The following is an 18,858-nucleotide window of genomic DNA, read 5'->3' on the forward strand; positions in this document are numbered from 1 at the left end:
ATCTACTCCAGTAAGCTTAAAATTGTTTTTAGCAACTCTTCGCTGTTCACGGCTATCACATCAAGCCTATCAGTTGCATTAAATGAAATATCTATATCCTTTCCCGCGGAGTCCTTAATAAGGGCTCCTGCCTCTTTTGCAATTATCGTTCCAGCAGCTATGTCCGTTGGCCTTACGTATTTCCTCACATCAACTACTCCATCTAATGCACCCATAGCTAGGTATGCCAATTCTAGAGCGATTGCCCCTAAGGTTCTAGTTCTCTTTACATGTTTAACGATTTCATGGCCTTTACCTCGAGAATAAAAGCTTATTGATGGCTTCTCGTCCGGGGTTTTTCTTACCTTTATTCTTTTTCCATTTAAAAAAGCTCCCTCTCCTGGGATTCCCTCAAAGAATCTCTCTGTCATAGGTTCATAGATAATTGCATATATTGGCTTATCTTTTTTAAATACTGCTAGACTCAAAGCAAAAAAAGGAATTCCAGCAATGAAGTTATATGAACCATCTAGTGGGTCTACTATAACGGTGTATTCACTCTCGTTATCAATAACACCAACTTCCTCGCTCACAACGTTGACTCCAAGCTCTGTGATTCTTGAAAGTATTAAATCCTCGGCGAGCTTATCAACCAGCTTTGTCTCATCTCCACTGGGGCTTATCTTTACGAGCTTTCCCCCATCAGGGTTTCCAAAGAAAGGCATTATTGTAGTTTCGAAATCTGAGATTATGTCAATGGCTACTTCCCTCCAGAACTTAAGCTTCATTTTTAAACCCCCATTAACATTCTTAATAAATTCCTGGTTCCTGGGGCAAAGCCCAGTATAAAGATTACCATTTTTATAAAGTCCAAGAGCTCCTTCTCTTCCCCTTCCTTTTCGAGTTCTTTAAGTAGCCATACTGCGGCGAAGAGGATTATGAACTTTAATACATACATAACTGCTGCAGTCCCAGTTAATCCAATTAGCAACCTAGGGAGAACATGTTGCTCCCAGTAGCCCATAAAGTCTACTCCCACAAAGGTGGTGGTTGCGTCATAGAAGTGGGCATAGAATAGGTATGAGTTCTCTCTAACTAAACTAACTTTCTTTGACAAGAGAAAGACCACAAGTTCGGCAAGAATTAGGAAGGGAATGAAGTACTTTAAGACAGCGAAATCAAAATTTATTTTGGAAATGTTAGCAGACATTGCAGCGAGATCTACCATAACTAAACCCCATCCAAACCATAAGAAAACTCCCCTCCAATCTTTGGCGAATTTATGTGAGACTAAAAGGGCAGAAAATGCTATTACAAAGACCAGGAAGTATATCCCAGGGGAAACAGTGAGATAAGTTCTCGGAAAAACTCCAGCATCTGTTAAGGCTCTTGTGAACGCTCCAAAAATCATGTAAGGAATTAGCGCTCTGAAGAATGCGTTGTTTATCTCAATTTTAAGCCTCTTTAGAACTTTATATACAAGTAAAGTTGCAATCCCCAAGATTATGGCATAGACAAGCGTGTTAACTGGGTTATATCCAGTATTATACTTAATTGGGTCAATAAAATATTTCTGAAAGAACTCTCTAATCATTAATCTCATCACCAAATATAGACCAAAGTCCAGAAAATAAAAATTTTTTGAAAAGAGAGGAAATCAGAACAGTGGACAGACGTCTTTTTCTGTTGGTGGATTGGGGTCAAGGCCCTTTCTCTGTCTGATCTGCCTGATTATCTGCTGAGCAAGCTCATTTGGAACTCTCTTGAATCCTGCGTGCTCTGTGCTCCATAGGGCTCTACCGCTTGTTGCACTTCTTATTGCTCCAGCGAATCCAAACATCTCAGCAACTGGAGCTTCTGCAATTATGGTCATTACCTCTCCCTCTTGCCTCATGTCAATGAGCTGACCTCTTCTCTGTGATATCTCCCTACTAACAGCACCCATGTACTCGTATGGGATGTTGATAATGACCTTCTGGTAGGGCTCGTAGAGGACTGGGCCTGCCTTCATCATTGCACAGTGAATTGCAGTTCTAATTGCTGGATAGATCTGAGCTGGACCTCTGTGTACGTTGTCCTCGTGAACTTGAGCATCAACAAGCCTAACTATTACTTTCATTACTGGCTCTTTGGCCAATGGTCCTTCATCCATAGCCTGGTGGAATCCATCTATGAGGAGATCCATAACTTCATTGAGGTACTGGATACCCTTTGTGTTGTCGAGGAACATGTTTCCATTGTAAATATCAACTACACCCCTTGCAATGTCATAATCCATTCCAAGCTCTGCAAGCTTCTTAGCTACGGCCTTTGGATCCTTGACCCTTCCCTCTGGTATTATTCCTTCCTTAATTGCCTGGTATATCTCGTCTGGCATTGGCTCAACTACAACGTAGAATCTGTTGTGCTTGTTTGGTGACTTACCTTCAACTATTGGGCTTGGCTTGGTTATGCTCTCTCTGTAAACTACTATTGGTTCTGAAACGTCGACTTCAATTCCCCAGTCCTTCTGTAGCTTGTAGAGCTTGACCTCAAGGTGGAGCTCACCCATACCACTGAGGAGGTGCTGTCCAGTCTCTTCATCGATCTTAACGTGAAGTGTTGGGTCTTCTTTGGCTAATTGCCTCAATGCCTCAATGAGCCTTGGTAAGTCTTTCACATTCTTGGCCTCTATAGCCACTGTAACTACAGGCTCGCTCACGTAGTGGAGGGCCTCGAATGGCTCGATTTGCTCTTCAGCAACAGTCTCTCCAGCCATTGCATCTCTAAGTCCAGTAACTGCAACGATGTTTCCAGCTGGAACGGCCTCCATGTTTATTCTCTCTGGACCCATGTAGATACCGACCTGCTGTATTCTTCCCTTTCTCTTGCTGTTGATTAGGTAAACCTCCTGACCACTCCTTACAGTTCCACTCCAAACTCTACCAGTGGCAACTTCTCCAGCGTGCTTGTCGATGATGATCTTGGTGATTACCATTACCATCTTACCCTTTGGATCACAGTTGAGCATTGCCTGGCCTATTTTGCTATTTATGTCGCCCTGCCAGAGGTGTGGAATCCTGTACTTCTGGGCCTCAATTGGGCTTGGGAGGTGCCTAACGACCATGTCAAGTACTACAACGTGGAGTGGGGCTCTCTGCCTAAGAGTCTTGTTGTCTCCCTTGAGAGTTAGGTCAATTATTTCGTTGAACTTAACTCCAGTTCTCTGCATGAATGGAACGCTTAAGGCCCAGTTGTAATAAGCTGAACCGAATGCAACGCTACCATCTTCAACCCTGACCATCCACTTCTTCTTGTATTCTTCGGGGGCGTATCTCTGGATTAACCTGTTAACGTCCATAATTATCTTGGAGAACCTTTCCATCATTTGCTGTGGAGTTAGCTTAAGCTCTCTGATAAGCCTATCAACCTTGTTTATGAAGAGGACTGGCTTGACATATTCTCTCAATGCTTGTCTCACAACTGTTTCGGTCTGTGGCATCACTCCTTCCACTGCATCAACGACGATTATAACACCGTCAATGGCTCTCATAGCTCTTGTAACGTCACCACCAAAGTCCACGTGTCCTGGAGTATCGATGAGGTTAATTAGGTAGTCCTTTCCTTCATAGTTGTGCACCATTGAAACGTTTGCCGCGTTAATGGTAATACCTCTGGCCTGCTCTTGCTCGTCGAAGTCTAGAACTAGTTGCTTTCCTGCCAGCTCTTCACTTATCATTCCAGCTCCGGCAAGTAGGTTGTCACTCAACGTAGTTTTACCGTGGTCAATGTGAGCCGCTATACCAATATTCCTGATTCTTTCAGGTTGGAGCATGAGCTCCTTGATCTTAGCAATCATTTCCTCTCTCCTACCCATTTCCACCACCTTCTAACCTTGCTCGGGTTTACTTAAAAAGTTAGGTTATAAAACTTTTCCCAGGTTGAGAGAATTCATTCAAAGTTGAAGCTCTAAACTTCAATTACATCGATTGCTGCCTTTATCCACCTGAGGTAAGAATTGACCGTCCCTCTAAGGGCAGAGGAATCTGTGGCCTTTATATCTAGGATTATTTTTTTCCCTTCCAGCTTGAAATCAATTTCACTCCTCCTATATGGAACGCTTAAGTGCTCGTAAAGAACAGCTTCATAAACAACTTTAGCAACATCTTCGGAGGGAAATTCAATCTCGATTTTCGCTTGAACTCTCTTGGCCTTCACCCTTTTCCCTCCGTGGAACCTTAATTCCTAGGGCCTCTTTGTAGTCCCATCTTCTACCATCTTCCATGATCCATATCTTTACGTTGATTAGAGGTCCAACCGGCCTGTCTTTTGTAACATCAAGCCTATAGAAGTTTATAACCATTCCTCTAGGATGCCTTTCAATAACCGCAATTACATCTGTATCGTATTTATCCGCTATGTATGTCAAGCTCTTATCTCCCCTGGGAACAAACTTTCCAGTGGTTAGTTCAGCAAAAACTTGGGCAAATGCAATGTGATCCCACCCAACCCTTTTGGCAGTCGTAACAACTAAAGGCATATCCTCTCTTATTGGATTGAGCCCCTTAAATCCCATCTCCCTCTGCAACTTTATACCATGAAGATACAAATATCCCAAATAACCCCAATCCTCGGGGTGGACTTTTATGAATGTCATTTTGAGGGGGTTCCCCTTCCAAACGTTTAATATGAGAAGCCTCTCATATCCCCTGTCATAAGCTTCCATGAGAAGCTCTTGGATGGTCTTCTTCCCCCTAGTCAAGTAAAGAGAATTGGGGAATACTCTCTCTAAATCATGACCAAAACTTCTAGTTCTTCTGGTAGGCCTATGTGAAGTAGTTATCAGCATCATAGGTGCTACCCTTAGGAAGTTTAAAAGAAAAGGTTAAAAATGTTAGCTAAATGGCCTTTACCCTTCTTGGAACCTTGGGTCTTGGCTTGTATAGAATCTTGCTACCACAATATGGACAACGGAGATCCCTTGTTATGGAAAGGTCTAGCTTAACCTCCCTACCACACTTAAAACATCTATACACGGCCTCAACCATATTACATTCACTCCGTTATCCTTCTAACGGCCTTTCCGGCAGGGGTAACTGGGAGGTAAGCTCCACCGGCAAATGTAGCTCCACACTTCTGGCACTGCCATATTCCAGTGCTAATTCTCTTCACCGCTTTTCTTCCACAGACTGGGCAGGTGTGTTTCTGTCTCATCTTTGCCTCTACTGCTGCAACTCTTCTTCTAATCTTGAGACCGTACCTTGCACCAAACCTACCGGCTGAACCAACCTTTTTGGTTCCGCTCATGAGCATCACCTCTAAATCATCGTGAGCTGAAGGGGGTTAAATCTGAAGTAGTTTATAAATGTTTAGGCTTCTCTGGTGGCTATTATCTTCACTCCTTCAAATTCTCCAACAACCTGGCCAACTTTTACTGGAGCTTTGAGCTTTAACTTGGCGAGCATCTTCATGAGCTCGGGGATCTTATCTTTTGGTATTGGCTTTTCCGTTTTAACACTTACGGTAGGCAATTTTCCTCCTTCAACTGGAATCACGCTCATGACAACTCTCTTTGGAGCCCTTATTTCTTCAATGGCCCACTCTTTTCCCCTGGGACATGTGTAGCCCTTTATATCCTTTATCTTCCCGGCTTCAATTTCAACTTCAATAGAGCAACTAAGGGGGCAGACAATGCAAGTGAGCCTATAAACTTCACTCATTCTTTACCACCTGCATCGTTATTTTTTCCTTGGCCTTTCTAATCTCCTCCCCCCTAAGCTTTATTCTGAGCATTTCTGATGGTTTAACTACTGGGAGACGAAGTTTCTTCCCTATTTCAGGGAATTCTAGAGTTACATCTTCTATGGGTCTCTGAACTCTTGCATAAATCCACACATCCCTCTCTCCGCTGAGGTAGTGAGGAGCTACAAGTCTAACGTTCTCTCCTTTAACTAGTTTTATCCATCTCGTACTCTTTATCCCCCCGTTTTCTATAAACTCTTTAGCGCCCTCGGCAGCTGTTTCACCCTGTTCTACAACGTAATCAACTAAATCGTTTATTAGCAGAGAATTTCCTGCCACGAATATCCCAGGAACGGAAGTTTCGAGCCTGTCATTAACCACTGGTCCTCCAGTTGCTGGATCTATCCTAACTCCAATCTCCTGGAGAAGTTTAACGTTTGGAATAAGTCCCGCAGAAATTATTAGGGTGTCTGCTTCGATCCAAAACTCACTCCCTGGGATTTCCCTTAGATTTTCATCTACCTTGACCACTTTTACTTTCTCTACTCTCTTTCTCCCCCTCACTTCCACTACCTTATGGCTTAGGTATAGTGGGATGTTGAAATCCTTTAGGATCATTAAATTTCTTGCAAGTCCTCCTGGGTAGGGCATTAGCTCGATTACAGCTTTTACATTGCATCCTTCAAGCGCAAATCTACGGGCCATTATTAGTCCCACATCACCAGAGCCAACTATGACTATGTCCCTCCCAGGGAGTATGCCATATAGATCCATGAGGGCCTGAGCCTCTCCAGCCGTGTAAATTCCAGCAACCCTATCTCCAACGATTCCTATTTCGAACGCATGCCTTTCTCTAGCACCCGCTGCATAGATAATAGTCTTTGTGGCAACTTTTTTCACACCTTCGGGAGATACATATGTCACAAACTTTTCCAGGTCAGAATAATTCTGAATCTCAATGACTCTTGCAGAAGTCTTTACTTCCACCCCATCTAACTTGTTTATCAGCCTGTATGCGAACTCTGGCCCAGTTAATTCCTCTTTAAAGTAGTGAAGCCCAAAGCCTGGGTGAATACACTGGGGTAGAATTCCTCCCAGGAAATCGTTGTCATCGAGCAATAATACCTTCAGGCCAAGCTCTTTGGCCTTAATTGCTGCACCCATTCCAGCTGGTCCTCCTCCAATGACAACGACGTCATAACTCTCAAGCACTGTTCTCACCTCTTAGCAATGCCTTAACATCTCCTATACCAATCTCGCTTCCCTCTCCCTTAAGAGTAATTTCCCAGGGTGGAACGTTGTATGCCTTTGAGAGAAGTTGAATTATCCTAACCCTACAAAAGCTTCCCTGGCAGGTTCCTGAGGTAGCTTTAGTCCTAAACTTTATTGAGTCTATGCTTGGAATTTTAACGCCTATGAACTTCATTCTCTCTATTGCCTCTAGAATCTCACCTTCAGTTACTAGGTTACACCTGCATACAATCTTTCCGTAAGCAGGGTTCTCTCTAATCAATCTGTTTGCTTCCTCTGGAGAGAGCATTGAGAATCTTGTTATATCCTTCCTATATGGGTTCCACTTTTCTTTTTCTATGAGCTTAATACCGAGATCCCTCTGGATTATCTCTGCAACTTCATAAGCAATTGCTGGGGCACTAGTAAGTCCAGGAGAACGGATTCCAGCAACGTTTATGAAACCAAAGACTTCTTCTTCAGCCTTAATTATAAAGTCTCCACCTGTGGGCTCTGGTCTTAACCCTGCAAATGTCCTTATTACCTTGCTCCTTGGAGGAAGGTTTGGCCACAACTTCTTTGCACCCTCCCATACCTCCTCTAGTCCTTCCCTTGTAGTTGCCAGGTTTTCCTTTTCTTCAGGTGGCAAGTCCTGGGCATTGGGCCCAATCATTAGATGACCGCTTATCTCTGTTGTAACTACAATTCCCTTACTAATTGGAGTCGGTGTTGGGAAAAGAACTCTCCTAGGTCCTGGGACGGTATCGTCAAATATCCAGTACTCACCCTTCCTGGGATGAATAGTGAAGTAATCGAGTCCAACCATTCTAGAAATTTCATCTGCATAAAGTCCGGCGGCATTTATTATAACATCTGCCTCAATGAATCCGTTGTTTGTCTCAACTCCTTTTACCTCCCCGTTCTGCACTTTTATTCCTTTAACTTTGGTGTTGAGATGGATCTTGACTCCATTGGCAACGGCATTCTCAACTATAGCTATTACCGCAGGAATAGGGCCAATCTGACCTACCGTTGGTATCCAAAGTGCTCCTTTTGCCTCTGGATTCAACCCTGGCTCCAAATGAAACAGCTCTTCTCTGTCAACGATTCTCATCTCGGGGACTCCATTTCTTATACCCCTCTCGAGAAGCTTTTCGAGTTCGTCAAAATCTTCCTCCTCCAATGCCACAACAAGGGCACCATTCCATATGTGGGGTATTTCTAGTTCCTTAACCCATCTATGCCAGAGTCTATTTCCCCTTACACAGAGCTTTGCCCTCATTGGGTATTTATCTGGATCGTCATCGTATCCACCATGAATTAAAGCTGTGTTTGCTTTACTAACACCCCAACCAACGTCGGGATTTTTGTCTATTAGATGAACCTCGAGGTTTTCATATCTGCTTAGAACTCTTGCTATACTAGCTCCCGTTATTCCCGCTCCAATTATCGCAACCTTAATCATTTATCCCCCTCCTCAACTCACAACTTTGGCCCAACCTAAAGCTCTCTTAACGGCCTCTTTCCATCCCCTATATAGTTTTTCTCTAGTTTTTTCATCCATCTGAGGTTCAAATACTCTCTCAGCTCTCCAGAGTTGTGATATCTCCTCCATGCTTTCCCAATAGTCTACGGCCAAACCAGCTAAGTAGGCAGCTCCAAGGGCAGTGGTCTCTTTAACTACAGGTCTAATAACTTTCTTATTGAGGATATCAGCCTGGAACTGCATGAGGAAGTTGTTAACAGTGGCTCCACCATCCACGCGAAGCTCCTTTATCTGTATCAGCTTTTCCATCTCTTCAATTACATCCCTTGTGAGGTAAGCTATGGCCTCTAAGGTTGCCCTTGCAAGATGTTCTCTCCCAGTTCCCCTTGTTATTCCAATTATCAACCCCCTAGCGAACTGATCCCAGTAGGGAGCTCCCAATCCTACAAATGCTGGAACGAAGTAGACTCCCTCGTTGCTCTCTAACTTAGTAGCTAATTCTTCAGTCTCAGCGGCATTGCTGATTATCTTAATCCCGTCTCTCAACCACTGAACAGCTGCTCCCGTGATGAAGATACTGCCTTCCAGGGCATAATTTACCTTCCCATTAATCCCCCATGCAACCGTTGTGAGGAGGTTATCTGAATAAAGAAGCATTCTTCCTGTATTCGCCAATATGAAGTTTCCAGTCCCGTAAGTGGCCTTTACCATTCCCTCTTCAAATGCTGCTTGGCCAAAGAGAGCAGCCTGTTGATCTCCAGCATCCCCACTAACTGGAATTTCTGGGCCAAGAATTTTTGTATAGCCATAGATTTCACTAGATTCTTTTACATCAGGTAAAATTCCATCGGGAATCTTAAAGATCTCTAAAAGCTCTTCATCCCACTCCAGCTTATTAATGTTGAACAACATTGTTCTGGAGGCATTTGAATAGTCCGTTACGTGCTCTCCCGTAAGCCTGTAAATTAGAAAGGTGTCAATTGTACCGAACATAACCTCTCCTTTTTCCGCTTTTTCTCTAAGCCCAGGGACATTGTCCAAGAGCCATGCTATCTTTGAGGCTGAAAAGTAGGCATCTGGAACAAGACCTGTCTTTTCTTTAATGACATCACTATATTCTCTCTTAATTTCCTCAACCATTTCAGCAGTTCTTCTGCACTGCCACACAATGGCATTGTAAACGGGTTTCCCATCTTTTTTCCAAATAACTGTAGTTTCACGCTGGTTTGTGACTCCAATAGCAGCTATTTGATTTGCCTCTATCTTGGCTTTCTCTATCGCAGTCTTTATTGCTTTCACTTGAGCCTCCCAAATTTCCTCTGGATTATGCTCTACCCACCCTGGCTTGGGATAGTATTGAGGGAATTCATACTGCCCAATTCCTAGAACATTGCTGTTCTTATCAAATATTATTGCCCTGGCGGAAGTTGTGCCCTCATCTAAAGAGAGGATATAGCGGTCCATTTAACCACCTGATTTAGAGTTATGAAAAAGAAGGGTTATTATTTTTACCTTATTCCCAGGGAAGAAAGGTAGGATACCATTCTCTCAACATCATTAGCTATTACAACTTCAAACATGCCAAGGAGCCTCTTTAGGTTCTCATCTACATAGAATAATTTGTCATCTTCCGTCCATAGAACTATCTTCAATCCTAAACTTCTGACCCATTTGATTGCTTGGTAAGTTTTCTCAAAGCCTATAATTGGGATTGCCTCCATAGGTACGTTTACAGACCATAGGTTTAGCTTTTCTTTAAGCTTTGGAATAAGCGGAACGGTTTCCTCTTTGTCCACTAGTAGGCCCATAATTGTTGTATCATCGTACTTTCTGTACTCTCTTAATGCTTCTATGTCAAAGGAGGATATCATAACTCTCTCAGGGTTATTCTCAGAGACTATCCTGGCAACTTCTTTTGCAGCATCCCTGTCCTTGATCTCTATATTGAGCAAAGCGTCTTTTGGTAAAATCTCGAAAACTTCCTCTAGAGTTGGAATTCTTTCCCCCATTCCGATATTGGCCTTTTTCAACTCCTCTAGCGTCATCTCCTTTTGTCTACCCTTGAGATTGCTAGTTCTATCGATTGTTTCATCATGCATTAATATTACCTTATTATCTTTACTCAACCACACGTCGATTTCAACACCATCTGCGCCCGCTTCAATAGCCTTTCTAATTGAGAGCAGGCTGTTCTCTGGATATTTTGCCATGTATCCCCTATGTCCAAGAACTATTATCTTATCTCTTTCCCACATAGGGTTTCCCACCATTCAATGCATGAGGAAGGATAATAACAATTTTTCTATACCCTATTAAATTTTTGTCATATTTTCAACTCCGTATCGGGAATTTCTTATTAACTCTAGGAGCCAAAATTGGCCAGAATGACAACTTGGGGGAGGGAAGAGAATGGAAAGAAAGTTCAGGTATTCGATGATATTCCTCCTTGGTTTTGGTTTCTTCGGTATAAGCATAATATGGTCCCTCTATAATGCATACATCCCAATTTTCCTGCAGGAGACATTCAAGATGAACAGGACAATAACAGGTTTTATCATGACGATAGATAATCTCTTTGCAGTTATTCTGTTGCCCTTCCTGGGAGCACTAAGTGACATGACGAGAACAAGAATTGGAAGAAGAAAGCCCTACATACTACTTGGAGCACCCTCTGCTGCAATAATGTTTGCGCTCATTCCAGTGGCTAGGAGATATGAAAACCTGGCCCTCTTCATGGGTACTATCATCTTTATGAACTTCTTTATGGCCCTCTTTAGATCCCCGGTTATAGCCTTCATGCCCGACATAACCCCAAGCGAAAAAAGGAGCCAGGCAAATGGAATAATAAACTTTATGGGTGGACTTGGAGCTCTATTGGCTTACTTTGGTGGAAAGTTTCTCTATGACATTAACTATGCACTTCCATTCTATGCAGGAGCAATTGTCATGCTTTTGGCAAATCTCCTCGTGGTGATAGTAGTCCCAGAACCAGAGGAATACTGCATTGGGGGACAGAAGTTAGAGATTAGAAAAATACTTTCCGAGACTGCTCACAAGAGCTTTGGAGAGCTGAAAGAGAACTTAAAGGATGTTTTCCTAAGCAGAGAGAGAAGCTTACTAGCAATATTACTGGCAATATTCTTCTGGTTCATAGCATTTAACTCTCTAGAAACTTTCTTCACTAGCTATGCCAAGTATCACTTGGGCATCAGTGAGAGCACTGGGGCCTTTATTATGGGGGTAGTTTCCCTAAGTTTCATGATATTTGCAATACCTGCAGGGTTCTTGGGAGGAAGAATTGGAAGAAGAAAAACCATAACGGCTGGACTTATTCTAATAGTCGTGGTCCTAATATTGGCTCACATATTGGGACAAACAACGAAGCCGGCATCTGATTCTTTGACAGATCCAGTCATTCTCAAATTTATGGTCCTGTTTTTCTTTGCGGGAATAGGATGGGCAATGGTTAACGTTAACTCCCTTCCCATGGTTGTTGACATGACAGTGAGAGAAAAAGTTGGAGGATATACTGGGTTGTACTATTTCTTTAGTCAAGCGGCAAATCTCGTCGCTCCCCCATTATCAGGAGCCCTAATAGACCTGACAAACTATTCCATTCTTATACCATTTGCCATTGCATTCTTTATAATGGCGGCAATAACAATGCAATTCGTTAAGAAAGGAGATATTAAGGGTGGAAGTGGCGATATGTATGATTACATACCAGATGTGGATTAGGGGTGTTATTTTTGCTCTTTCATTTCTTAGTTTTAGCAGAATTAGTAAAGGGGGTAATATTCGCTTTGGAGATATCTTCTTGTTCCCCGAGTATGAGGAACTTGAAGGGGGGAGGTAGGTGATAACTGAAATACTCGTGGCTGCTTTGGTTTTTTTCTTAATTTTTATAGCCTTTGTAGGGTACAAAATGGTAAAACCACCTAGGATTGTAGGAAATTGGACTCCAAAAGATCTTGGCTTTGAGTACAAAGACATTGAAATTATTACTGAAGACAACGTTAAACTTGATGGGTGGTGGATAGAAAATGATAGTGACAAAACTGTAATTCCTCTACACGGTTATATCTCGAGTAGATGGGCTGAGCACTATATGAAGCCCACAATAGAGTTTCTCTTAGAAGAAGGATATAATGTTTTGGTATTTGACTTTAGGGGTCATGGAAAAAGCGGGGGGAAATATACCACCGTTGGAGATAAGGAAATTCTAGACTTAAAGGCTGCTGTAAAGTGGCTAAGGAACAATTATCCAGAGAAATCTAAGAGAATTGGAGTTATTGGATTTTCAATGGGGGCATTAGTTGCGATTAGGGGGTTAAGCGAAGTTGAAGAGATTTGCTGTGGAGTTGCAGATTCACCACCAATTTATTTCGATAAAACAGGAGCAAGGGGGATGAAGTATTTTGCAAAACTTCCAGCATGGCTTTATTTATTTGTTAAACCTTTTTCCGAGATATTTTCAGGAGGAAGAACTATGAATGTCCTTGATTATGCAAATAAAATTAGAAAACCACTCCTTTTGATTATAGGGAGAAAAGATCTGCTTGTAGAGGTTGGGGAAGTTCAAGAGTTTTACGAGAGAAACAAGAAGATAAATCCAAACGTGGAATTATGGGTCACAGATGCTCCTCATGTAAGGACAATTCAAGTTTCTCCAGAAGCGTGGAAAAGTAGGGTTAGGCAGTTCCTTAAAAGGTGGATGGGATAGGTTTTTATTTTTACCTAAAAATTTATTATTTGTGAAAGCTAAAGTCCTGCTCCTTATTATCTTGGCATTTTTCCTTTCTTCCTCGCTAACAACTCCTACCTATTTTTCAGAACTTGGAAAGTTTGTAATTCTTGTGCACGATGTAAGTCCAGCTTATATATCTCAAATTGAACGATTAGCTTCCATCATAAATGAGTATGGGCTACAGGAGAAAACATACCTTTTTGTCATACCAAATCATGGAGGAGGAATGCCAATTGAAAAAGATAAGAGGTTTATGGATCTTCTCGAAAATCTTTCTTCCTGGGGGTATCATATAGAGTTGCATGGATACACTCATGTTGGAAGGGAGTTTAAGTGTTCAAGGGAGGAAGCTCTAAGTAAAATCGAGCTTGGAATCAAAATTGTAAAAGCAGAATACTTCATTCCTCCTCGTTACGCAATTTCAGCGGGGGCAAGGGAAGTAGTTTTAGCAAATAACTTAACAGTCATAGAGAGATTTTACTTATATTCACCTGAAGGAATGGTATATCCTATACTAAACCGAGAGTACACGTGGAGAATTTCAAAAATTCTCTATACTTATCAATTTTCGAGAGCAGCATCTGCTTACAAAAACACTAAGGGGACTTTTTTCCTGTCTCTTCACCCCACTGTAGTTGACAATCCCGAGGGGGTTAAATTTCTCCACGAATTCTTTAAAATTGTAAGAGAAGACCTCGGCTAACCCTCTTGTCATCATCTTCAGCGTGGCTAACGCTCCTCATCGGTCATAGAAAATAAGTGAATTGGCTTTAAAAAAGAAACGATAAAAAGAAAGGGATGATGAGCGTTTACCGGTCTGAGTTGTGATGACACTGGCACTGTCTGACCTTAGTAATCAACTTCTCCTTTCTTTTTTAGTTCTTTATACATTCTCCATGTGATAATCGGCTTCTTGGCTGCTAGAACATCATCGACTCTCCTAACTGCCGTGTTGTGTGGAGCACTCTTGACTATCTCTGGGTTTGTGTAGGCCTCTTCGCTAATTCTCTTTAGGGCCTCTACGTATGCATCTAGCTCCTCCTTACTTACGGTTTCAGTAGGTTCAATCATCAGAGCTTCGCTAACAATTAGTGGGAAGTATATAGTTGGCGCGTGCATTCCAAAGTCTAGGAGCCTCTTTGCAACGTCTAGGGCTTTAACTCCAGTATCTCTTTTCATGGGTTCGGCTGAGAACACAACTTCATGTTTCCTGAGCTCTTTCCCTGGGAGAGAATATCCCCTAGTTCCCTTGAGCTTTTGAGTTAGGTAGTTTGCATTTAAAACTGCCACTTCACTAACTTCTCTTAGGCCTTCTCTACCCATTATCTTGAGGTAAGTTAATGCTCTTACAAGAACTGCAAAGTTTCCATAAAGCTCCTTTACCTTTCCAATGCTCTTTGGTACGTTATAATCGAGATAATACCTGCCACTCTTCTCGTCATAGCTCACGAGTGGAACTGGTAGATAATCTTTCAAGAACTCTTTAACTCCCACGGGCCCAGCTCCTGGACCTCCTCCACCGTGAGGAGTTGAGAATGTCTTGTGAAGGTTGAGATGTACAATGTCAAACCCCATATCTCCAGGCCTTATCTTTCCGAGGATCCCATTGAGATTTGCACCGTCGTAGTAGAGCAGCCCTCCAGCTTTATGGATTATCTTGGCTATTTCAACAATTTCATCTTCGAATATTCCCAGGGTGTTTGGGTTTGTCAGCATTAATCCAGCAGTTCTTTCACTTACAGCATTTTCTAATGCCTCTAAATCAACTGTTCCATTTTCATTGGATGGTATTTCAATAACCTTAAATCCTGCCATTGCTGCTGATGCTGGATTTGTTCCATGGGCTGAATCAGGAACCAGCATTTCATTTCTCTGAGGCTCTCCGTTGTCTAAGTGGTAGGCCCTAATTATCATCACTCCAGTGAATTCTCCATTTGCTCCAGCGGCTGGTTGGAGAGTAAAGCGATCCATGCCCGTTATTTCCTTAAGCCATTGTTCAAGCTCCCACATTATTGCAAGTGCACCTTGAACTGTTCTCTCATCTTGATAGGGGTGAATGTAAGCTACTTTTGGATGATTAGCAATCTCCTCGTTTATCTTTGGATTATACTTCATTGTACATGAACCCAGTGGGTATATTCCAGAGTCAACACCATAGTTCATCTCGCTTAGCCTAGTGTAGTGCTTAACTATTTCAGGTTCGCTTAACTCTGGAAGTTCAAGCTTGCTCTTTCTCCTCAACTTCTCAGGAATTTCAACTTTTATGTCTTCAATGGGCTTGGGGAGAGTGTATCCGACCCTTCCAGGTCTTGAAAGTTCGAAAATCAGTGGTTCGTTCCATTTTGCTTGTCTGAACATTCACAACACCTCCTTAAGCGCATCTATTAATTTATCAATCCATTCCTTTCTTGTAGTCTCTGTAGCCGCAAAGAGAGCACTCTCTCCCAGCTCTGGGAAGTGAGGCTTGATGTAATAACCACCGTGGATGTTTTTCTGCAATAGATGCTCGTGGATTTCTGGATAGGGTTTTTCGAATTTCACAAGAACATCCTTGAAGTTCACACCATCAAAAGGTATCTCCGCGATTTCGCTAAGCCTCTTCTTTAGGTAGGCGGTGTTTTTCAGTATTACCTCCCCAAGCTCTTGGATTCCTTTGGGTCCCAGCGTGGCTATGTGGATTGCTGCAGCTACTGCTACGAGAGCTTCATTTGAACAAATGTTTGACGTAGCTTTAGCTCTCCTTATGTGCTGTTCCCTCGTCTGGAGCGTCATCACGAAGGCTCTCTTTCCTTCTGCATCCTTTGTCATCCCTATAATTCTCCCAGGCATCTGTCTGATAAGTTGGGGCTCATTTCTTGTTGCAAAAATTCCGGCCCTAGGCCCTCCAAAGTTCATTGGGTTTCCAAAGTATGAAGCTTCTCCAACAACAATATCTGCCCCCAGCTCTCCTGGGGCTTCTACTATTCCTAAAATCGTTGGATCAACTCCGACTACGAAGTATGCTCCGGCCTCGTGTGCTATTTCGCCAATTTCTTGGACATTTTCTTCAAGAAGGCCAAAGAAGTTTGGTATCTCTATGTAAACTCCACTGGCATCGTTGACTTTCTCTTTTAGGTCTTCAAGATCAACTTGGCCTCTGTCGTTCCACTTTACTTCAACTATTTCTATATTTGCTCCTCGGGTGTAGGTCTTTAGAACTTGCATTCTCTCGGGATGTGTGTGCTTGGGAACAACAAACTTCAACCTCTTCCCCCTGTGAAGCCTTACCGTCATTAAGGCTGCCTCACCTAAAGCTGAACCCCAGTCATACATTGACGAATTAACAACAGGCAATCCTACAAGTTCGGCTATTAGACTTTGATACTCGAAGAGAGCCTGAAGCATTCCTTGGCTAATCTCAGCCTGATAAGGAGTATAAGAAGTGAGGAACTCACTTCTTTCTATGAGGTATTTTACATGAGCAGGTATGTAATGGAAGTAAGTTCCTGCTCCAAGAAATGTTGGCATCTCCAGCACAGTCTTGTTTTTACTTAGAATCTCATTCATCTCCATGAATACCTCGTATTCACTTTTCCCTTCAGGAATGTTGAATTCCTTTATGAATCCTTCTGGAACATCTGCAAAGAGTTCTTCGATTGAAGAAAAACCAATTTCCTTTAGCATTTCTTCTTTATGGGCTGAGTTGGGGATGTAGTGCTTTCCCATAATTTTCCCCCATAAAATCTTTTAAGGTGGAAAAATATATGCCTTTCTGTTTTCCATTTATTCATGTTTCAAATTCTTAACTACGTCGAGAAGACTCCAAAGATCATAAATTACATGCAAATGGCGTATTTGGCCCAAAATGTCTTCGCTAACAAATCTGGCTGTATAGGGGAAGTACATCCATACATATTCAGTATTTTCATCCCCTCTTCCTATGAAGCGCCATGGTTTGTCATCAACCCAAACGAATGTATCATTTCCATATTTCTCCCTCACAATGTTAAATGCCTCGCAGATCGTGATGTCTCTTCCGAATATTATTACGTCATCAAAAAGATCGTAAAAGCCACTCATCTTTAGCCTATATTCTTTTATACCTGGGATAAAGTCCTCTGCTGAGAAGGAGATTACTATATGTCCTTCCTCCTTTAGCTTTTCCAAAACTTCTCTTGCTCCATCAAGGGGCTTTGTAAGCTTGGCTCTTTCTTCAAACCATGCTTTTGCAAATTTTCCTTGGAAAATTTTCATTGGGGGCTTTATTCTTCTCCCGTGCTTTCCGAACTTTGGTCTCTCAAATTGAAGTTCTAGCTTTGTTAGTAGCTTAGCTAGATACTTCTTCCCAGGGAGCCAAGGATAAGTACGCTCTAGAGCTCTGTGAAATGCTTCCTCTATGCATGAATAACTATCTACAAGTGTTCCATCGAAGTCAAAGGCTATGATCATCAGAAAGCTACACACCTGTAGAAGTTTTAAAATTATTGGCGTTGCTAACTTTTCTTAATGTGAGTCACATTGTTTGTTTGGGAAAGAATTCGAAAATAGCCAGAATTGGTTATTGGCGGGCCGGCCGGGATTTGAACCCGGGACCTTCGGCTCCGAAGGCCGACGCCCCATCCAGGCTAGGCCACCGGCCCTCAGAAAAGGCTTTAAACCGTGATATAATAAAGGTTTCGGTGATAAAATGCTACTTCCAGATTGGAAAATTAGAAAAGAAATACTTATAGAGCCATTTTCTGAAGAATCACTACAACCCGCAGGGTATGACCTCAGAGTAGGTAGAGAAGCTTTTGTCGGTGGAAAACTAATCGACGTAGAAAAGGAAGGAAAAGTCGTAATTCCTCCAAGAGAATATGCTCTAATTCTAACTCTCGAGAGGATAAAGTTGCCTGATGATGTTATGGGAGATATGAAAATAAGAAGCAGTTTGGCAAGAGAAGGGATAATTGGTTCTTTTGCCTGGGTTGACCCAGGATGGGATGGGAACTTGACTTTAATGATCTACAATGCCTCAAACGAACCCGTTGAGTTAAAATACGGAGAAAGATTTGTGCAGATTGCATTTATAAGGCTAGAGAATCCGCCAAGAACCCCTTATAGAGGAAATTATCAGGGGAGCACAAGGTTGGTGTTTTCAAAGAGAAAGAAACTCTAAGGTTTTTTCAACAGCATCGTTAATGTCTTGTGTGAAGCAATCTATATAGAGACTTACTGGATGAGTTTTTATGTGCTCAAACTCATAAGAGGGGCCAGTGTAACAGAATATTATCCTCACATCTTCTCCACTTATCTTTCTATGGATGAAAAATCCGACATCAACACTTGTTCCGAAAGATATCATTTGCGTGATTATTAGTAAAATCTTGGCGTTGTTTTTGATTTTATATTCAATCTCTCCCTTTTCCTTCCAATTTGCCCAGAATAGGCCAGGATAGTATGTATTCACTCCTCTCTTTTTAAGTTCCCTATAAACTTCATATAATGTCCAGAGGTTGTCAAAATCTATGTGGCCTGTTAAATAAATGTCGAATTCATCGACCCTGCCCTTTATAATTTCCAACACTCTCTTGTTTTTCTCTTTAATACTCTCTATATTATCTTTTTCTTCATTTGAGAGATACTGTTAGGATAACTGGGGCATCACCTCCTGAAGCCATTCAGTAACATCACCAGGCGGATCACCAAAACTAGAATGAATTCTGACAAAATTATA

20 protein-coding genes, 1 tRNA gene and 1 pseudogene are annotated in these 18,858 nt (G+C 42.1%); 4 read left to right on the plus strand and 18 right to left on the minus strand.

The genetic code is table 11. The features are described from left to right. Window positions 1-2 precede the first annotated feature (2 nt). From PWP39_RS04175 to PWP39_RS04230, 12 genes are all read right to left on the minus strand, one after another. Window positions 3-767 carry a bifunctional fructose-bisphosphatase/inositol-phosphate phosphatase gene (locus PWP39_RS04175; RefSeq protein ID WP_011013159.1) on the minus strand — a complete coding sequence of 255 codons (765 nt, stop codon included), beginning with the start codon at window positions 765-767 and terminating at the stop codon, window positions 3-5. 2 nt (window positions 768-769) lie between these two features. After that, on the minus strand, window positions 770-1,573 hold the full coding sequence (locus PWP39_RS04180) for a DUF63 family protein (RefSeq protein WP_011013158.1): 804 nt from the start codon (window positions 1,571-1,573) through the stop codon (window positions 770-772). A gap of 63 nt (window positions 1,574-1,636) precedes the next feature. Beyond that, a complete protein-coding gene (locus PWP39_RS04185) occupies window positions 1,637-3,835 on the minus strand; it encodes an elongation factor EF-2 (RefSeq protein WP_011013157.1) in 2,199 nt (732 codons plus the stop codon). A gap of 92 nt (window positions 3,836-3,927) precedes the next feature. Next, the gene (gene pcc1, locus PWP39_RS04190) at window positions 3,928-4,176 is read right to left on the minus strand and encodes a KEOPS complex subunit Pcc1 (RefSeq protein ID WP_011013156.1); all 249 of its coding nucleotides are present in this window, start codon (window positions 4,174-4,176) and stop codon (window positions 3,928-3,930) included. Further along, window positions 4,139-4,810 (minus strand): ribosomal biogenesis protein, encoded by a 672-nt coding sequence (locus tag PWP39_RS04195; protein WP_011013155.1) that lies wholly within the window; start codon window positions 4,808-4,810, stop codon window positions 4,139-4,141. Before PWP39_RS04195 ends, pcc1 begins: the two co-directional genes overlap by 38 nt. A gap of 46 nt (window positions 4,811-4,856) precedes the next feature. Then, the gene (locus tag PWP39_RS04200; RefSeq protein ID WP_011013154.1) at window positions 4,857-5,006 is read right to left on the minus strand and encodes a DNA-directed RNA polymerase subunit P; all 150 of its coding nucleotides are present in this window, start codon (window positions 5,004-5,006) and stop codon (window positions 4,857-4,859) included. Window positions 5,007-5,013: 7 nt separating this feature from the next. Continuing rightward, complete coding sequence (locus PWP39_RS04205; RefSeq protein WP_011013153.1) at window positions 5,014-5,265, minus strand: 50S ribosomal protein L37ae; 252 nt, start codon at window positions 5,263-5,265, stop codon at window positions 5,014-5,016. A gap of 62 nt (window positions 5,266-5,327) precedes the next feature. Then, window positions 5,328-5,678: a DUF1667 domain-containing protein gene (locus PWP39_RS04210; RefSeq protein WP_011013152.1), complete on the minus strand. Its 351-nt coding sequence runs from the start codon at window positions 5,676-5,678 to the stop codon at window positions 5,328-5,330. Beyond that, window positions 5,671-6,912 carry an NAD(P)/FAD-dependent oxidoreductase gene (locus tag PWP39_RS04215; RefSeq protein WP_011013151.1) on the minus strand — a complete coding sequence of 414 codons (1,242 nt, stop codon included), beginning with the start codon at window positions 6,910-6,912 and terminating at the stop codon, window positions 5,671-5,673. The genes PWP39_RS04210 and PWP39_RS04215 overlap by 8 nt, the downstream gene beginning before the upstream one ends. Continuing rightward, window positions 6,905-8,395, minus strand: coding sequence for an NAD(P)/FAD-dependent oxidoreductase (locus PWP39_RS04220; protein ID WP_011013150.1), 1,491 nt, complete (start codon window positions 8,393-8,395; stop codon window positions 6,905-6,907). Before PWP39_RS04220 ends, PWP39_RS04215 begins: the two co-directional genes overlap by 8 nt. 12 nt (window positions 8,396-8,407) lie before the next feature. Next, the gene (gene glpK, locus PWP39_RS04225) at window positions 8,408-9,880 is read right to left on the minus strand and encodes a glycerol kinase GlpK (RefSeq protein ID WP_011013149.1); all 1,473 of its coding nucleotides are present in this window, start codon (window positions 9,878-9,880) and stop codon (window positions 8,408-8,410) included. Window positions 9,881-9,924: 44 nt separating this feature from the next. Next, a complete protein-coding gene (locus PWP39_RS04230; protein WP_014835518.1) occupies window positions 9,925-10,671 on the minus strand; it encodes a glycerophosphodiester phosphodiesterase family protein in 747 nt (248 codons plus the stop codon). Window positions 10,672-10,825: 154 nt separating this feature from the next. Between PWP39_RS04230 and PWP39_RS04235 the strand changes: the two genes are divergently transcribed. The 3 genes from PWP39_RS04235 to PWP39_RS04245 all read left to right on the plus strand — a co-directional run bounded on the left by PWP39_RS04235 (window position 10,826) and on the right by PWP39_RS04245 (window position 13,866). Continuing rightward, the gene (locus tag PWP39_RS04235) at window positions 10,826-12,154 is read left to right on the plus strand and encodes an SLC45 family MFS transporter (protein ID WP_288072797.1); all 1,329 of its coding nucleotides are present in this window, start codon (window positions 10,826-10,828) and stop codon (window positions 12,152-12,154) included. 118 nt (window positions 12,155-12,272) lie between these two features. Beyond that, the gene (locus tag PWP39_RS04240) at window positions 12,273-13,139 is read left to right on the plus strand and encodes an alpha/beta hydrolase (RefSeq protein WP_288072800.1); all 867 of its coding nucleotides are present in this window, start codon (window positions 12,273-12,275) and stop codon (window positions 13,137-13,139) included. A 31-nt stretch (window positions 13,140-13,170) separates the two neighbouring features. Continuing rightward, window positions 13,171-13,866, plus strand: coding sequence for a DUF2334 domain-containing protein (locus PWP39_RS04245; protein ID WP_288072803.1), 696 nt, complete (start codon window positions 13,171-13,173; stop codon window positions 13,864-13,866). 146 nt (window positions 13,867-14,012) lie between these two features. Here the strand turns inward: PWP39_RS04245 and gcvPB are convergent, their stop codons facing one another. From gcvPB to PWP39_RS04270, 4 genes are all read right to left on the minus strand, one after another. Then, window positions 14,013-15,521 carry an aminomethyl-transferring glycine dehydrogenase subunit GcvPB gene (gene gcvPB / locus PWP39_RS04255; RefSeq protein ID WP_288072805.1) on the minus strand — a complete coding sequence of 503 codons (1,509 nt, stop codon included), beginning with the start codon at window positions 15,519-15,521 and terminating at the stop codon, window positions 14,013-14,015. Beyond that, entirely contained in the window at window positions 15,522-16,868 is a 1,347-nt protein-coding gene (gcvPA, locus tag PWP39_RS04260; protein WP_288072808.1) for an aminomethyl-transferring glycine dehydrogenase subunit GcvPA, read from the minus strand. A gap of 57 nt (window positions 16,869-16,925) precedes the next feature. Further along, window positions 16,926-17,591: an HAD family hydrolase gene (locus PWP39_RS04265; protein WP_288072810.1), complete on the minus strand. Its 666-nt coding sequence runs from the start codon at window positions 17,589-17,591 to the stop codon at window positions 16,926-16,928. A 113-nt stretch (window positions 17,592-17,704) separates the two neighbouring features. Further along, window positions 17,705-17,782 (minus strand) — tRNA-Arg (locus PWP39_RS04270). Between the two features lie 47 nt (window positions 17,783-17,829). Between PWP39_RS04270 and dcd the strand changes: the two genes are divergently transcribed. Continuing rightward, the gene (dcd, locus tag PWP39_RS04275) at window positions 17,830-18,300 is read left to right on the plus strand and encodes a dCTP deaminase (RefSeq protein ID WP_288072812.1); all 471 of its coding nucleotides are present in this window, start codon (window positions 17,830-17,832) and stop codon (window positions 18,298-18,300) included. Here dcd and PWP39_RS04280 read toward each other — a convergent pair. Both PWP39_RS04280 and PWP39_RS04285 read right to left on the minus strand, forming a co-directional pair. After that, window positions 18,280-18,708 (minus strand): hypothetical protein, encoded by a 429-nt coding sequence (locus PWP39_RS04280; protein WP_288072813.1) that lies wholly within the window; start codon window positions 18,706-18,708, stop codon window positions 18,280-18,282. The two genes, dcd and PWP39_RS04280, sit on opposite strands and share 21 nt — an antisense overlap. 60 nt (window positions 18,709-18,768) lie before the next feature. Next, window positions 18,769-18,858, minus strand: a pseudogene (locus PWP39_RS04285) (IS6 family transposase); the annotation flags it as partial.

The sequence above is a fragment of the Pyrococcus sp. genome, from assembly GCF_030153625.1.
GTDB lineage: Archaea > Methanobacteriota_B > Thermococci > Thermococcales > Thermococcaceae > Pyrococcus > Pyrococcus furiosus.